Source organism: Bacillus sp. 522_BSPC, assembly GCF_001076885.1.
GTDB classification, from domain to species: Bacteria; Bacillota; Bacilli; order Bacillales; family Cytobacillaceae; genus Niallia; species Niallia hominis.
Genome location: NZ_JVDT01000185.1, coordinates 39,304 through 53,365, shown reverse-complemented (window position 1 = coordinate 53,365; position 14,062 = coordinate 39,304). Strand labels below are relative to the sequence as shown.

At 36.7% G+C, this 14,062-nt stretch carries 12 protein-coding genes and 1 pseudogene; 3 read left to right on the top strand and 10 right to left on the bottom strand.

All coding sequences use genetic code 11. From position 1 onward, the window contains the following. Positions 1-141 precede the first annotated feature (141 nt). The 7 genes from ADJ83_RS15820 to ADJ83_RS15785 form a co-directional block, all read right to left on the bottom strand. On the bottom strand, positions 142-927 hold the full coding sequence (locus ADJ83_RS15820; RefSeq protein ID WP_048718345.1) for an endonuclease I family protein: 786 nt from the start codon (positions 925-927) through the stop codon (positions 142-144). 372 nt (positions 928-1,299) lie between these two features. Continuing rightward, a complete protein-coding gene (locus tag ADJ83_RS15810; RefSeq protein WP_048718336.1) occupies positions 1,300-2,256 on the bottom strand; it encodes a TRM11 family SAM-dependent methyltransferase in 957 nt (318 codons plus the stop codon). A 111-nt stretch (positions 2,257-2,367) separates the two neighbouring features. After that, positions 2,368-2,847: a hypothetical protein gene (locus ADJ83_RS15805; RefSeq protein WP_048718334.1), complete on the bottom strand. Its 480-nt coding sequence runs from the start codon at positions 2,845-2,847 to the stop codon at positions 2,368-2,370. 175 nt (positions 2,848-3,022) lie between these two features. Continuing rightward, complete coding sequence (locus ADJ83_RS15800) at positions 3,023-3,769, bottom strand: HIRAN domain-containing protein (protein ID WP_048718327.1); 747 nt, start codon at positions 3,767-3,769, stop codon at positions 3,023-3,025. A gap of 198 nt (positions 3,770-3,967) precedes the next feature. Continuing rightward, a complete protein-coding gene (locus tag ADJ83_RS15795) occupies positions 3,968-4,642 on the bottom strand; it encodes a HipA domain-containing protein (RefSeq protein ID WP_239687084.1) in 675 nt (224 codons plus the stop codon). Between the two features lie 251 nt (positions 4,643-4,893). After that, positions 4,894-6,363 (bottom strand): DUF4179 domain-containing protein, encoded by a 1,470-nt coding sequence (locus ADJ83_RS15790; protein WP_048718325.1) that lies wholly within the window; start codon positions 6,361-6,363, stop codon positions 4,894-4,896. Between the two features lie 12 nt (positions 6,364-6,375). Next, entirely contained in the window at positions 6,376-6,885 is a 510-nt protein-coding gene (locus tag ADJ83_RS15785; protein WP_048718323.1) for an RNA polymerase sigma factor, read from the bottom strand. Between the two features lie 396 nt (positions 6,886-7,281). Here ADJ83_RS15785 and ADJ83_RS26935 point away from each other — a divergent pair. Together ADJ83_RS26935 and ADJ83_RS15780 are read left to right on the top strand one after the other, a co-directional pair. Beyond that, positions 7,282-7,374 (top strand): annotated as a pseudogene (locus ADJ83_RS26935) (hypothetical protein); the annotation flags it as partial. Between the two features lie 263 nt (positions 7,375-7,637). Beyond that, a complete protein-coding gene (locus ADJ83_RS15780) occupies positions 7,638-7,949 on the top strand; it encodes a hypothetical protein (protein ID WP_048718321.1) in 312 nt (103 codons plus the stop codon). A 449-nt stretch (positions 7,950-8,398) separates the two neighbouring features. Here the strand turns inward: ADJ83_RS15780 and ADJ83_RS15775 are convergent, their stop codons facing one another. Genes ADJ83_RS15775 through ADJ83_RS15765 form a run of 3 tightly spaced genes read right to left on the bottom strand, consistent with a single transcriptional unit; the run spans position 8,399 to position 12,390 of the window. Next, complete coding sequence (locus ADJ83_RS15775; RefSeq protein WP_048718320.1) at positions 8,399-9,982, bottom strand: hydantoinase/oxoprolinase family protein; 1,584 nt, start codon at positions 9,980-9,982, stop codon at positions 8,399-8,401. Continuing rightward, positions 9,972-11,093 (bottom strand): DUF917 domain-containing protein, encoded by a 1,122-nt coding sequence (locus ADJ83_RS15770; RefSeq protein ID WP_048718318.1) that lies wholly within the window; start codon positions 11,091-11,093, stop codon positions 9,972-9,974. The genes ADJ83_RS15775 and ADJ83_RS15770 overlap by 11 nt, the downstream gene beginning before the upstream one ends. A gap of 13 nt (positions 11,094-11,106) precedes the next feature. Further along, positions 11,107-12,390: a cytosine permease gene (locus tag ADJ83_RS15765; RefSeq protein WP_048718316.1), complete on the bottom strand. Its 1,284-nt coding sequence runs from the start codon at positions 12,388-12,390 to the stop codon at positions 11,107-11,109. Positions 12,391-12,557: 167 nt separating this feature from the next. On the opposite strand from ADJ83_RS15765, the gene ADJ83_RS15760 reads away from it, so the two are divergent. Continuing rightward, positions 12,558-13,997 (top strand): DDE-type integrase/transposase/recombinase, encoded by a 1,440-nt coding sequence (locus tag ADJ83_RS15760; protein WP_048718314.1) that lies wholly within the window; start codon positions 12,558-12,560, stop codon positions 13,995-13,997. The last annotated feature ends 65 nt before the right edge of the window (positions 13,998-14,062 follow it).

Below are 14,062 nucleotides of genomic sequence, written 5' to 3'. Positions count from 1 at the left end.
AGTAGCTTTATTTAAGAGCTAAATTAAAGATTGTTCGTCTTTAATGACTAGTTATTTAGTTTTGTCCCAGCCTCTAAACTAACTATGGGGCCTTATAAAAGAGAGAATCTATTTAAACTCTTCTCTCAAATGGAGATTGATTTACTTTTCATATATCCATCTCTCTGCAAGCTCTGGAAAATCAATATATGGATTCCGATTTCCCTGTAAGTCATAGATAGCAAGGTTACGATGTTTTTCATACAAAGATACCGGAAATTTCTGATGCCACTCTAGTAAAACCTCCAGATTTACTAGATTATTGTCCATTATTCCAATATATCGAGTCATAAAATAAAAGGTTGCTCTCGCAACAATTCCCTTTCCATATTCAGGTTCAAACTTCCCTTCATCCGCCTTTCCACAGCCTTCCTGTATACCTAAAATAGAGCTTTCTGGAACATAGTCAGGAAAATCCGCATAAGGGCTGTTTCCACGGCGGCTGTTACACGAGGGATCACAGGCAAATAAATGATGTAAATCCCCTCTCATTGGCTGACGTTTATCAAACCAAGACTGAGGTACTACATGCTCACAGTTTAACGTGACCTTATCGGATAAACTATTACTATTAATACCTGTCTCTTCAAGCATACGAATATCCTTTTCTATAACAGCTAGCGGATCCATTTCCTTCCCTGAATAAATACTTTTAAGTTTCCCATTCTCATTAAGATCGACCCATGGATAAACATAACGATGAGGTGCATAACCTAACTTATTTTGATGTGTTTTTTCTAGTAACTCATGCATCGTTTTTCTATCAAGCGAGCTATCTTTATAATATGTTTGTTTCATTTCTTTGTCTCTATTCTCTTCATAATAAGCGTGGTTATTGCTGTACTCTAAATAGGTTGCTTTTGCTATATCTAGTTCCTGTACTAGCATTTCTTGAATCTCAAATTTCTGGTTTTGATTCGATTCTACTTCCTGATTTGAAGCCATGTTTTCTTTTCGCTGCATCTTCTTCCCTCCTATAGGATTAAATGGAAGATAATTCATGATATTATTAATAGTTTAACAATTATAACTATTTATTCACAGCTACTTTCGAAGTAATTTCTTTTTAACTATTAAAATATGGCATGAACTTATCCGCATAATAGTGAGTTTTCCAAGAATAAAAAAACAAAACAGCATTCCTCAAATTGACCGAGGAATACTGTTTTGTTATGATGATTTCTGTTTTACTTAATCGAAAAAATAGTAAACAATCTTTCCCTTCTAAATGGAAAATTTCTTTGATTCCATCCCCATGCATTAACAACAAACAATTATTTGGCGTATAAACTTCCCCTTTTTAACTTCACACCGATCTACTATTTCAAAACCTACTTCATTTAGTATTTCATCTATATCTTCCGTTGTCACGACGACCATTTTTTTCGCAAAGCGACGTGCGCATTGAAGCATTTCAAATTTTTCCTTATCTGACACGACGGAGCAAAGGTTATAAGGCATGTCTATAATGGCAACATCATACATTTCTGTTATGTCTCTGATATCTCTTAAGAATACTGGTCCAGAAAGGTCAAAATGTGCGAGATTATTACGAATGCCTTTCATTACTAAAGGATTGTTGTCACTACCTGTTATATTAACTCCCATCGATAAGCCCTCTACCAATACTGTCCCGATGCCACAGCATGGATCAATCACCTTAACACCCGTTAATTCTGGAACCGCAATATTCACTAGTGCTCTGGCCACTCTTGTATTTAATGCCGTTGAGTAATTGTGAGGCTTTTGTTGATGAATAAGCCAAATACCTTGGTTTTCCGAATAGCATCCGAAATACCATTTTCCTTTTAACTTGGTAATCGCGAAAACTATCTCAGGATGTTGTAGATTCGCTACACCTGGAATGAGGCATCCAACTTGTCTAGCGATCGCTTTCCTTTCTTCAAAACCCATTTTATCTAGGGGATCTATATCTCGATAGTTGATGCCAATTACCTTATAAGTACTATTCCACGCAGGCATGGCTTCAACCTTTTTTAATAAATCTTCCAACGTATCACCCTTAAATAGAACTTCTATTTTTCCTTTTATAAAAGGACTCCTACTTGGGTCTACATTCATCCTGCTCTCTAATATAAAGGCATATAAGTTAGCGCGAAATAGGGAACGAACTTCCAATTTACATAAATGCTCTTCTTCTTCAGCATAATTAAATGTATATAAAAAGGTGTTTGGCACTACACTATTTTGGCTCAAGTTCTTTCTCTCCCTTTTTTTGGATAAGCCCCTTTAGCTGTTCCATTTTTTCAATCTCAAAATGCCATACTCTTGATTAGGAGTATGGCTATCCTGTCTTTCCTATAATTCTTACATGTTAGATTTGGTAAAGCCTTCTTCTTTTAGATATTCACGCGCTTCCATATAGCTTGAAAAACTATTTTCTAAATTTACTCCGGCATATATATTCCAAAACCCTTCTTCTTGAAGAAGGAGGAGCGTATTATTTTCAGAGTCAGCCCATTTTTCTTCTTCTATTGCTTCTTCTTCAATCGTCTCTCCTTCTAGTGCATTAGGTTCTAATGATTGAATAGATTTTTCGATAATTTCTCTTAATTCTTCCTCTGAAAAATCTCGAATATTCACCATCCCTTTATCATCTGTATCATACTCATTTAGCTTGTCCGCATACACAAATCCATTTCCATTTGGATGTAAGTGATACACTACGTTCTTTTTGTCACTTCCACTTTCCAGATAATGAAAATTAACACGTTTTAATGACACATTTTTTCGTTCCAATTGGGGGAACGATTCGATGATTTTTAGTTTATCTTCAAATGATAGCATATTTGCCTCCAGGGTGTTTTTGATACTAATTATTATAACAAAAGCTTATTTACTTATGATAGGTTTCAACGTAAAGTTGGAAAGGGACGCCATTTCATTAACTTACTTTAAAAGTATATAATTAGCCCGTACCTCTAAACAATTTAGATTTACGAGCTTGTTTTAACTATTTTGTTTATTGCATCACAGACAATACTTCTGATGAAGCAGATAATTGAATAGAAGGAACTTTACATTCAAAGTTTAATTTAAGCCACCAATGTGGAGTTGACTTTTCATTAATATAAATTACTCGAACCTCTGGCGTCGCATTATATGATAATAATGAAAAGATGGCTTTACTATAAAAACCAGGGACATAACCTAAATGTTTCCCTCCTTGAGTAAAAATTCCAACAGCATGAGTGTCATGAGGATTAGTTGGCTCTTGTATTAACTTTACTTGTTCATTAACGGCTAACCATGTTGGCCATTCTTCTGGAAGGTTTTGATATCGCATTCCATGAACAAAAAAGCTAGAGTAAAATTTCCCATCATTTTCTCGACGTAGTGGCTGCTCAAAAGAATAGGTATCATTAGCAAGTCGACCACGTGTTTGTTGTAAAAAATCCATTTTTGTAGAGTTTTCGTTTAAACGCAAATCAGACATGATTGCCTTAAAATCGGAACGATCAGGGGAAGGCAATCGACGATCAAATGCTGGAAATAGTTTTTTTGACTGATATATCTTATTTGCATCAGGAAATGCAGGATGCAACATGTAGCCATTATCTAATGCATCTTTAAGTTTTCGATGACCTGTTCCGTAGTTTGTATAAGCAAACTCGTATTGATCATTATAATAAGATAAAGTTCCTACGTGATAATACAACCGACTTTTCGTATCTTGCCAAACAACTAATAATGTGTGAACGTTGCTCATATTATTCTTCACCCCTTCCTACCCAATCTAATATTTTTCCCCTTCGAAAAGGTATTAGATTCGTTAACCACTTCTTTTGTGTTTCACTTAGAATACTTAATGATTTTATAAAAATAGTATATTGCTTCATGTCAAAGTCCTCTAACATCTTTACACCATTATTAAATTCAACTGGATATTGAGAACTAATATATATGATCAAATCTCTAGCTTTGACTTTTTCTTTTCAAATATACCTGCTTTTACTCTTGTTTTGTTAGTATATTTGTTCAACTCCTGTTCATTGGACAACATGTATGCAAGTTTAGTATCGTCAAAACGGAAGCCTAAGGAGGCACCATTATCATATATTGGAGAAAATTTCACTCCTGAATGTAAAAACAGCAATGTCCAATTAAACGGATGTCGATCTTGATTGCCAATTAGGACATCGAATAATTGTAAATTAATAAATTCAGATTTCATCGCGGACCAATAAGGAAATTTCTCCATAAATTTGAATCCATATTCAATTAATTCAATGTTTTTCAGAGGTGACTCTAATAATTCTTGATAACCGTCCACTAGACTAGGCAAAAGGGAACCACCTTCTTCAGCCATCATTGCATTGTGCTCTTTTACAAAATTACGTAAAAGACACCCCCTCTTCCCCTTTCTTATTACCATTTCAACTTTCATCATTTCAAGACCGCAAAGTGTACCAATTTTAGCAGCAATTAATTCAGTAAGATCTTCCCAAGAAACACCTTCATCAAACTCTCTTGGATATTTAATCAAATAATCTATTCGATTTGGAGAACGTAACTCCTCCTTTTCGAGTGTACTTTTCCCACCATAGCCCACTAGTTCCCAATCACTGATATCCTTTAACATTTATATTCGGTCCTTTAACTTATTGTTTAATTAATATTAACATATGGATTCTAATTACACATGTAAAAGATTTCAATTTTTTCTGTTTTAATCAATTTATACTGATAATTTAAATTTCCTACTATTTCCATTTTTCCGAACAGACATTTTAGAATAAATTAGCTACTATTTCAGTTTAACAATTCATATAGTTACACTCACTATCAATATTCGACAAATTCCGGGGAGTCCCTGTGAACATAACTTATTTCTCAGTTCGTTAAATAAATCGGAATGAAAGATAACCCATTTTCTTTTCTAGTTTTTTCAGCTTCTTCTGGATTTTCAGCTTGAATTTCAGTAAGAATATCTGATGATTGTGATATGGAAACTTCTATCATTTTAGAATTTTCATGATTTTTCAATTTTCCTATTACTGTTCTGTCGATTGAAAATTCGGATTGATATTTTTTAAGATATAAATCTATTTCTTTCATTTCATCATGTGAAAGTGGTTCTGCTGTATATCCATTTTCAGCTAACACTTCGTCTATAATTTGTTTTTCACTATCTTCGGATTGTTTTTCTAAAGTTGCAGTTCCACTACCAATGAGTGGTATTTTAATATCGTCACCGATTTCAAGAATACAGTCTTGTCGATTTTTAACCGGAGCAAAAATCATAATGTACTCATCTTCTGCACCTTCTACTTCACCCTTACTAAAAATTGGATCAACTCGTTCACCAGCTGATTTCAAAAATACACCCGATTTTTTTTCATCAACGATATAACCATATTCCTTATCTATTTTTCTTGCATCAAGAAATTTATGTTCCAATTTACTCATTACTCTAGTTTGTATTCCATCCATGTTCTGCACGGCATTTGGATTAGGTGGTATAGTAACGACCACTCTTGTTTCTAGCTGCGAAAATTCTATCTGCTTAATCTTGTATGTTTCTTGTCTAAAAGTGAATTCTTTATTTACTTCTACAGTTTCTCTATCTGAGATGGCTGATTTAGCAAGCTTAAAATCAATAGGCCAAATTGTTTGAACCATACTAGGTCCGTTTTTATCATCATATATTGTCAAGTTTTCAATTTCTAAACGAATGTCCTGTCCTTCATATTCTTTTACTGAAGCAAAAGATAGGGCTTCAGCCACCTTGTTTTCTTTACTATCGTAATATCTACTTCCCCAACCTACAGAACCTAATTTCTTTTGTTGATTTCCGACTATCAGGTTGATCGAACTTTCACCCTCAAACAAATCAATATAAACGTTTTTTAAATCTGTATTATCACTTTGATAGGTCAATAGAAGTTTTGTCTCCTTATCATCCGTCATTACACTCTCAAAATGCACGGTTATATCATATTTTTTATCATAAAATGTTTGATTAACAGCTTGACCATTCCCTAGATTAATTGCCGTTCTTACACCGGTATCATCAATATGCTTACTCGAAAAGATTTTATCATATACCTCTTGAATAGTTGCTAAAACAGGAGTAAAAGTGAACATAATAGCAACAATTAAGCCAACTACTGCAGCTAATGAAATTCTTTTATAAAGAGTTACTTTTTTGTTTTGGGTACTAACATTACTTAGTCTAACAACCTTTTCTCCATTGCCTAGTTTTTCCGCTTTATGTATCTGAGTCTCTATTTCATCCCAAACATCTGGCACTTGCTTTTCAATAGCATTGTCCAAATGCTTCAATATTTTATCTTTCTTCATCAGAAATCCTCCTTACTCTATACCTTTTCTAAGTTTTTTTAGAGCTAAACTATACTTCCAAAGTACTGTTCCCAAAGGCATTTCAACGATTTTGGCGATTTCTCTGTGCTTCATACCCGAGATGTCCTTCAAGATGACAATCTGCCTTTCCTCGCAATCAAGCAATTCCAAGTATTTAGATAAAATCATTTTTTCTAAAGGATCGCCCGAAAGATATTGCACATGTTCAAAATAATCATTGTCAAAACCTGTTAGTTCCCGCTTTTTCTTTCGATACAGATCTAATGCTGTGTTTCGAGATACGCTAGTAAGCCACGCTTTAACATTTGTTATCTCATTATGTTTCATATGCTGAAAAAGTTTAATATACACTTCCTGTAACACATCTTCAGACAATTCAAAGTCTCTTAGTATAGAAAGTGCAATTGCAAACACATGCTTCTTATATTCACTGAACAATTTCTTAAACTCTTCGATGTTATCTATGGATGTATCTGATTGATGCAAACTCGTTTGACCCATTTTACTTAAGCCTCCTTTCACATACAAGACGTTTCAGACTCCTCTTTTATTGGTTAAAATTTATTTTTTTAGGGATGATTCTCAGTCAGTGATTCCACGGAAGATATTGTTTCACATAAATGTTGTACATTCATATCATAGACCGCTCCGAATATTGTTTAATAAATAAAGCTGACTGTTAAAAAGCCTATTTAGGATTGGTTTTTATTTTCTCAGATTTTTCAAAAAACTACTTTCCTAATAGACATTCTGAATCAATTAGCTGCTATTTCATTTAGCAAATTCTTGTAGTAACACTCTTTGTCAATCTTCAACAAAATCCGAGGAGTCAATGCGAATATAACTTTATGAAGGTATTCTTCAGGGGAGGGTGTTGGCGTTCTCCCCCTTTCCAATGGCATCATGGAGGAAAACCATAATAAAATAAAACTTACCAAAAGACGGGGATTTGGTTATCGAATATCCATTTGTTTATGCGATTTCGTTTAGAAACAGGATATTATTCGGTATCTTTTATTGAAATAATATTTTCCTATGATAACATAGAAGTGTAATCGGTTACATAAAAATGCCCCTTCATAACAACCTCCACTTAAAATAATTAAAAGAGGAATTTATGAAGAAAATTTTAGTGCCGTTTGTTCGTTTATCTCGACTCTTTTCTGTAACATTGCCCGTACAGTTCAAGTGCTGCCAATTCCTCAGTTAAATACTGAGGCTATCGAATTCAGTATATACTTATGAGGATAATTATGGAAAACAAAGAGAATTTACTGCAAGTACAGGAGATTATTACGGAGAATATGTGTCTCATGTTTAATGAAGGGATTGACAAAATGACATTTAAAAAACTACGCTACACTGTTATGGGGATATTAATAGGATTAGCAGTTGTGTTCTTAATACTAGTTATAACAGTTACTCAATTAGAGTTAAATAAATGGCAAGACACCATCACCCTCTTATTTTGGATTTATATGATCCTAGTATTTGTGTACATTATTTTCATTAATTTAGTGCCCTTGATATGGAAACGTTTTAAAAAAAGTAAGGACACACTATAGTAATCTTTGCCACAGTGACTCCCCAGAAAACCTTGTTTCACATAAATGTTACACAGTCCATAACATATAAGTTTACGATTATTGTTTAATAAATATAGCTACTGTAAAAACGCCTATTTAGGATTGTTTCTTTTCTCAGATTTTACAAAAAACTATTTTCCGAATAGACATTTTAGAATAGGTTAGCTGCTATTTCATTTAGCAAATTCACGTAGTCACACTCTCTATCCATATTCGACAAATTCCGGGGAGTCACTGTGAACATAACTGCTAATCGCAATATCTGTAAATATATCAGAATGTAAATCGAATATTTTCAAGATAGCTAACTCCTTTTCTGAAAAAATTGCTGTTTGTCATTCACTACGCACAACAAAAAACATTTTCTAGGGATAAAAAGAGAATGATTCCAAATTAAGAGGAATCATTCTCTCCTTCTTTTTCATTGATTATAACTGAAGGGGTCCAGCAGCCTTTGCCTTAACCCGCAGTACATTTCCTGGTAGGTATGACAATGGGACAGCTTCTAAATCTACAATTTCCGTAGAATCCTCTTTTGCCCCCATACTAATGGCTTTCTCGATCGCTCGAACCTTGGCTTTTTGAATAACCTCGTCTCTTGACGTGTCTTCCATTGGCCATAAGCCATCTACCTCACCACTCGCATCTGCAATTGCCGCTCCAAGGGCATTCGCACAGCCAAAGTGTTCAGGTTTGATCAAATCAACTGAGCCATTTGTATCCGTTGGCATAATTACGCTTCCCCCACCAACTAACACAATTGGAAGCGGTTCAGGGGACGTTTTAATTTTCTCACAAGTGTCCATCACCATCTGTTGAATCTTTTCCATCGCTCTTTGCACGAGGTCTGGATCGAGAGATTGAAGTCTTGTTGGGTCACAATCCGGATCGTCTATTTGCGCAACGCCAGATGCAATGGCAATATCTGTAGTAGTTAAGACATCTCCTCCAAAACTAATCGCTTTCTCTTTAATTTGATAACCAACACTATCCGGACCAATTTGGATATCATCACCTTCAAAAGTGACAATACTACCTCCACCAAGGCCAATAGAAATCAAGTCAGGCATCCGGAAGTTTGTTAATACTCCTCCTACTTCAACAGCTAAGGCTGATTGACGTGGAAAACCGTTAACAAGGATCCCTACATCTGTGGAAGTTCCTCCGATGTCGGCAACAATACAGTTTTTCAAATTAGACAAGTATGCAGCGCCCCTTGTACTATTGGTAGGACCTGATCCAATTGTAAGGACTGGATATTTAATCGCATGTTCTAAAGCCATTAAGGTCCCATCGTTTTGAGCAAAAAAGACCTTCCCCGTAATGCCAAGCTGCTTAAGTGCCTCTACCAATCCGTTTGCAGCTTTCTTAGCAACAGCTACGACACTTGCATTTAAGATGGCAGAGTTTTCCCTCTCCAATAATCCTAAACTTCCAATTTCAGAAGATAGCGTGACAGGGAAGTCTTCCCCAAGATACTCATGAGCAAGCTTGGCAAATTCTTTTTCATGGAGATCCTTCGCTGGTGAGAAAATGCTGCTGACAGCAATGGCATTATATCCACTCACTTTAACGTCGCTCAGAATGTTTTTGCATTCTTCTTCATCTAGTAGCTCGCCTGACAGTGGTCGTCCGTCATACTCAAAGCCACCATGAATTAAGAACGATTTAGCATTCATGGCATGAATGAGGGATTCATCCCAGCCAGCCATAGGAGCGACACCTTTTCCAGCCGGCAAACAAATACGAACAACCGCGACTTTCGAAAGGTCTTTTCTACGGATAATTGCGTTTGTTGCATGAGTGGTTCCTAATGACACATACGCGACATCTTTTACATTAATTTGCGATAATTCTAGTACTTTCTTAATACTATTAAAAATCCCGCTCTGTACATCACTTGTAGTCGGAGATTTGACCGCTGATAATACCTGGTCATGTTGATCCAGTATGACTGCGTCGGTATTTGTACCCCCCACATCTACTCCGATTTTGTATATATTACTTTCCATTCAACATCATCCCTTCATTCAGTTTTTCCACAGGTTTAAATGGGACGTCGTAACCAAAATATTTTGGTCCCCATACTTTTAGTGCTTCTTCTGTTCTCATGATTGGAGGAGTTGGAATTGCTAGGCAAGAGACACGGTACCCATATCTTAATGCCTCGGTCGTTAATGGCTTAAAGGTTTCTAAATCAAGGAATGTAATTAAATCTGGAACGGTCGCCAAGATTTGCTCTCCCTTATAAGCAATGAGGTTTTCATTTTGAAAATCTACGATAAATTCATGTCCTTCATCTTTGTTGATCCCTTCTAAGGTAACTGTACCCTTCGCAAACCCGTCCGTTGTCGATCTATCTACATCTGTAATCTTTGCTTCAAAGAGAATAATAGGTTTCCCGTAATTAGAATTGACCAAGGCTTCTTCCATCGCAATAAGAGGGGATAGCTTTCTCTTACCAGACTCTGAGACTGCTTTCCCCAATTCAATCCCTAATGTAACGGTATGAAAAATAGAAGTTCTTCTCATTTCATCTCCGGTCATCGGGTATTCAGCAATATGGCCAACTCCACCCATACGAATGGCAATACCACGTGAAATATGTTCCATCATCCAATTGTCCACCGTGTTTAGGAGACTCCAATTACCTCGCTCATCTGTAATTACCATCGGAGTTCCGGAAACACCATAAACACCAAAGGTTTCCATCTGTAATTCAGGGAAGGCTCTCCCCATTCCATCCGCATCAACAATTGGGAGCCCTGCTCGTGCTGCTACGACAAATGGAATCGTTGAATTGAGCCCCCCACACTCCATTGGCATGACAGCAAAAGCCTTTTTTCCCAGATATTCTTCTAATCTACGTAATGAATGAAGGGCTTCATCTCCATTAGGAATTTTTTCAACAAAGACGGTTGGTGCACCCATCATGGCGACAGGAACACAAAGGGCATCCTCAGGGACTTCACTAGGATCCAATAAAGTAACAGGTCCACACTCCTTTATCGCTTCTTGAGCCATTAATTTTCCAATATGAGGATCTCCCCCACCACCTGTTCCTAACACTGCTGCACCAATTGCTAATGATTCAATTTCTTCTACACCTATTAAACGAGCCATATGAACACCTCTTTTAAATATTTTCTTCCTTATTCGTTAATGTGTTAGCTTGTACATCTGTTTTCTCCCCAAGTCGATTCAGAACGACTAGAGCAATAAATGAAATAAGGATCCCATTTAAGGAAGAAATCCCCCAGGATATAAAAACTCCACCTGCTACACCAAGTATCCAAGCAACAAGAGCTTTCCACTTTACTTGTTGGTAGCGAACATCTTGACTAAATTTATATTTCTCCTTATTTACGACAAAGTAATCGGCAATCATCACCCCTGCAATAGGAGGAATGAGGACACCAAGGGTACTTAAAAAGCCGACAAAATAATCAGCGATTCCAGCTGCACCCATAATCGTCCCGACAACACCAACAAAAAGAACAATTTTTGAACGCTTCATATTCAGAATATTCGCAAAGGAAAGTGACGACGAATATAGATTACTGTCATTACTTGTCCATTGAGCAGCAATTAAAATTAGAATCGCCGGGATACCTAACCCTAACTGCAGCATAGCAGCTGGTAAGTCTCCTGTTCCCATTGCTAGCGATGTGACTGCACCTGCAAAGACAATAAACCCATTGGCAATAAACATTCCAACCGTCATCGCAATCCAAGAATCCTTTGAAGATCGAGCAAATCTTGAAATATCAGGCTGTACGACTGCTCCAACAGCAAATGTACCGACAACAATAACAATTCCTTCCATGATGGATATTGGTTGAAGTACTTCTACGGTTAGACCTCCCCACCCCCCTGAACCAGACACTGCTAAAGATACTCCCACTATGGACAAAATCAGTAACAGTGGAATAGCAATATTACTTAATACCCTGATTGCTTTATAGCCGATGAAGGCGGTTAGAATCATTAATGCGCCTCCCCAAGCGGATGCCGCTGTTGAGGAAGTAATAAACCCACCATTTGGTAACATCGCATGAATGGTTTGCCCGAAAAATCCAGCTTGGACCGAAAACCAACCAATTAATGTAATCGCAAAGATCAAACTAATGATAATCGATCCTGACTTTCCAAAGGCATGCTTGGCAAGCATCGAGGTAGCTACCCCCGTTTTTGCACCAATTGCACCCATAAATCCACCAAATAATGTCAACAATAGATTTCCTATAAGAATCGTGATGATAACACTACCTAATGACATTCCCGTTGACAGTGCAGCACCTGCAAACATACCCGATACGGCAAGACAAAATCCTGAAGTTACAAATGTGATTTCCCACCATGGTCTTCGGGCACTCTCTGGTACTGGTTCTGAAACGTAATCTCCTTGTACTTTTCCCATAAAATCACTCCTTTTTTAATTTTCGTATTGTCAAAACTTTTATAAGAAATAGGCTATAAAATACCTTGTTGGAGGGCTTTATAAGCAAAAAAATTGCCACCCCCTGAAATTTAGGTAATAGTGAGGTTACCCACGACACTAGAATCCTAAATAAAGGAAGTGACAATTTGTACCCTCAAATTATAACCTATTTATTATCTTTTATAAACTTTCAAGAACAATTAATTCGAACATTACTTACCCTATTAATCGGTAAAAGTATGTTTGATAAGCCAACAGAACAGCCGGTGAATAAACCTTATCAAAAACTCCAGGTAGATGATCTTCCCATCATTGAAGTGCCAGAAAAGCTTGATTATCAAGTCCTTCTCGCTGAGTACCTAGAGAAGAAAGGTAAGCCTCTTAAACCTGTTCAAAGGCGTAAGAGTTCAAAAGTTACAGTACCTAAATCTATGTTCTGTCCAAAGTGTGGTGCTCCATCAGATTACTTGTATGCCAACAATGGAGACAAAGGTCAGTATCAATGCAAAGTCTGTACCTGCCTTTTCAGCGATAAAAATCGTTTTTCAAAAGAGGCTATTCTAAAATGTCCTCATTGTTCCAAAACTCTTGAGAAGATTAAGGAAAGAAAAGATTTTCATGTATTCAAGTGTAAAAACAATGACTGTCCCTATTATCAAAAGAAACTAAACGGCATGTCTTCCAAAGAGAAGAAACGATTTAAAAAGAACCCTCAAGCCTTTAAATTAAGATACATTTACCGGCAGTTTTATATCGATTTTCAACCGTTATCAAAGGAATCACCAGAGTTGCCAGCCGTTGACTTATCAAGGATTTATGCATCACCACATACATTAGGTCTGATCTTGACCTATCATGTAAACTATGGTCTTTCAGCCCGTAAGACAGCTGCCATTATGCAAGACGTTCACGGAGTGATGATTTCTCATCAGACCATATTGAACTACGAAAATAGCGTATCTTTGTTGCTTAAACCTTATGTGGATTATTATCCTTATGAGCTTTCTGACCAATTCTGCGGTGACGAAACTTATATCAAAGTAAATGGCCGATGGCACTATCTTTTTTTCTTTTTTGACGCCGTGAAAAAGATTATTCTTTCGTATCCAGTGTCGCCTAATCGCGACACGGCGACAGCTATCCGAGCGATTGATGAGGTCTTGATAAAGATGAAAGAGATTCCAGAAAATTTGACATTTGTGGTAGATGGGAATCCAATCTACCTTTTAGCCCAACACTTTTTCGCTCAACACGGTATTTCATTCGATGTAAAACAGGTCATCGGATTAACGAATGAGGACCCAGTTTCTACTGAATTGAGACCGCTGAAACAAATTATTGAGAGACTAAATCGTACCTTTAAGGGCAATTATCGCTCTACTCATGGATTCGGCTCTGAACAGGGTTCCGTTTCTTACGTCACCTTATTTACGGCTTACTTTAACTTTCTACGCCCTCATGCCGCATTAGAAGGGAAAGTGCCTGTGGTGAATCCTGAGCTTAAGGGGCTTCCTACTATGCCTGCACGTTGGACAAAGCTCATTGGATTAGCTCAACAATGGATAGTGGAGCAGAGAGCCGCCTAACTTTTTGTTTAGCTGAGCCCTTAGGCTAAATAAGCAATCGGCGGAGCGAACTCTTGACAAACCGA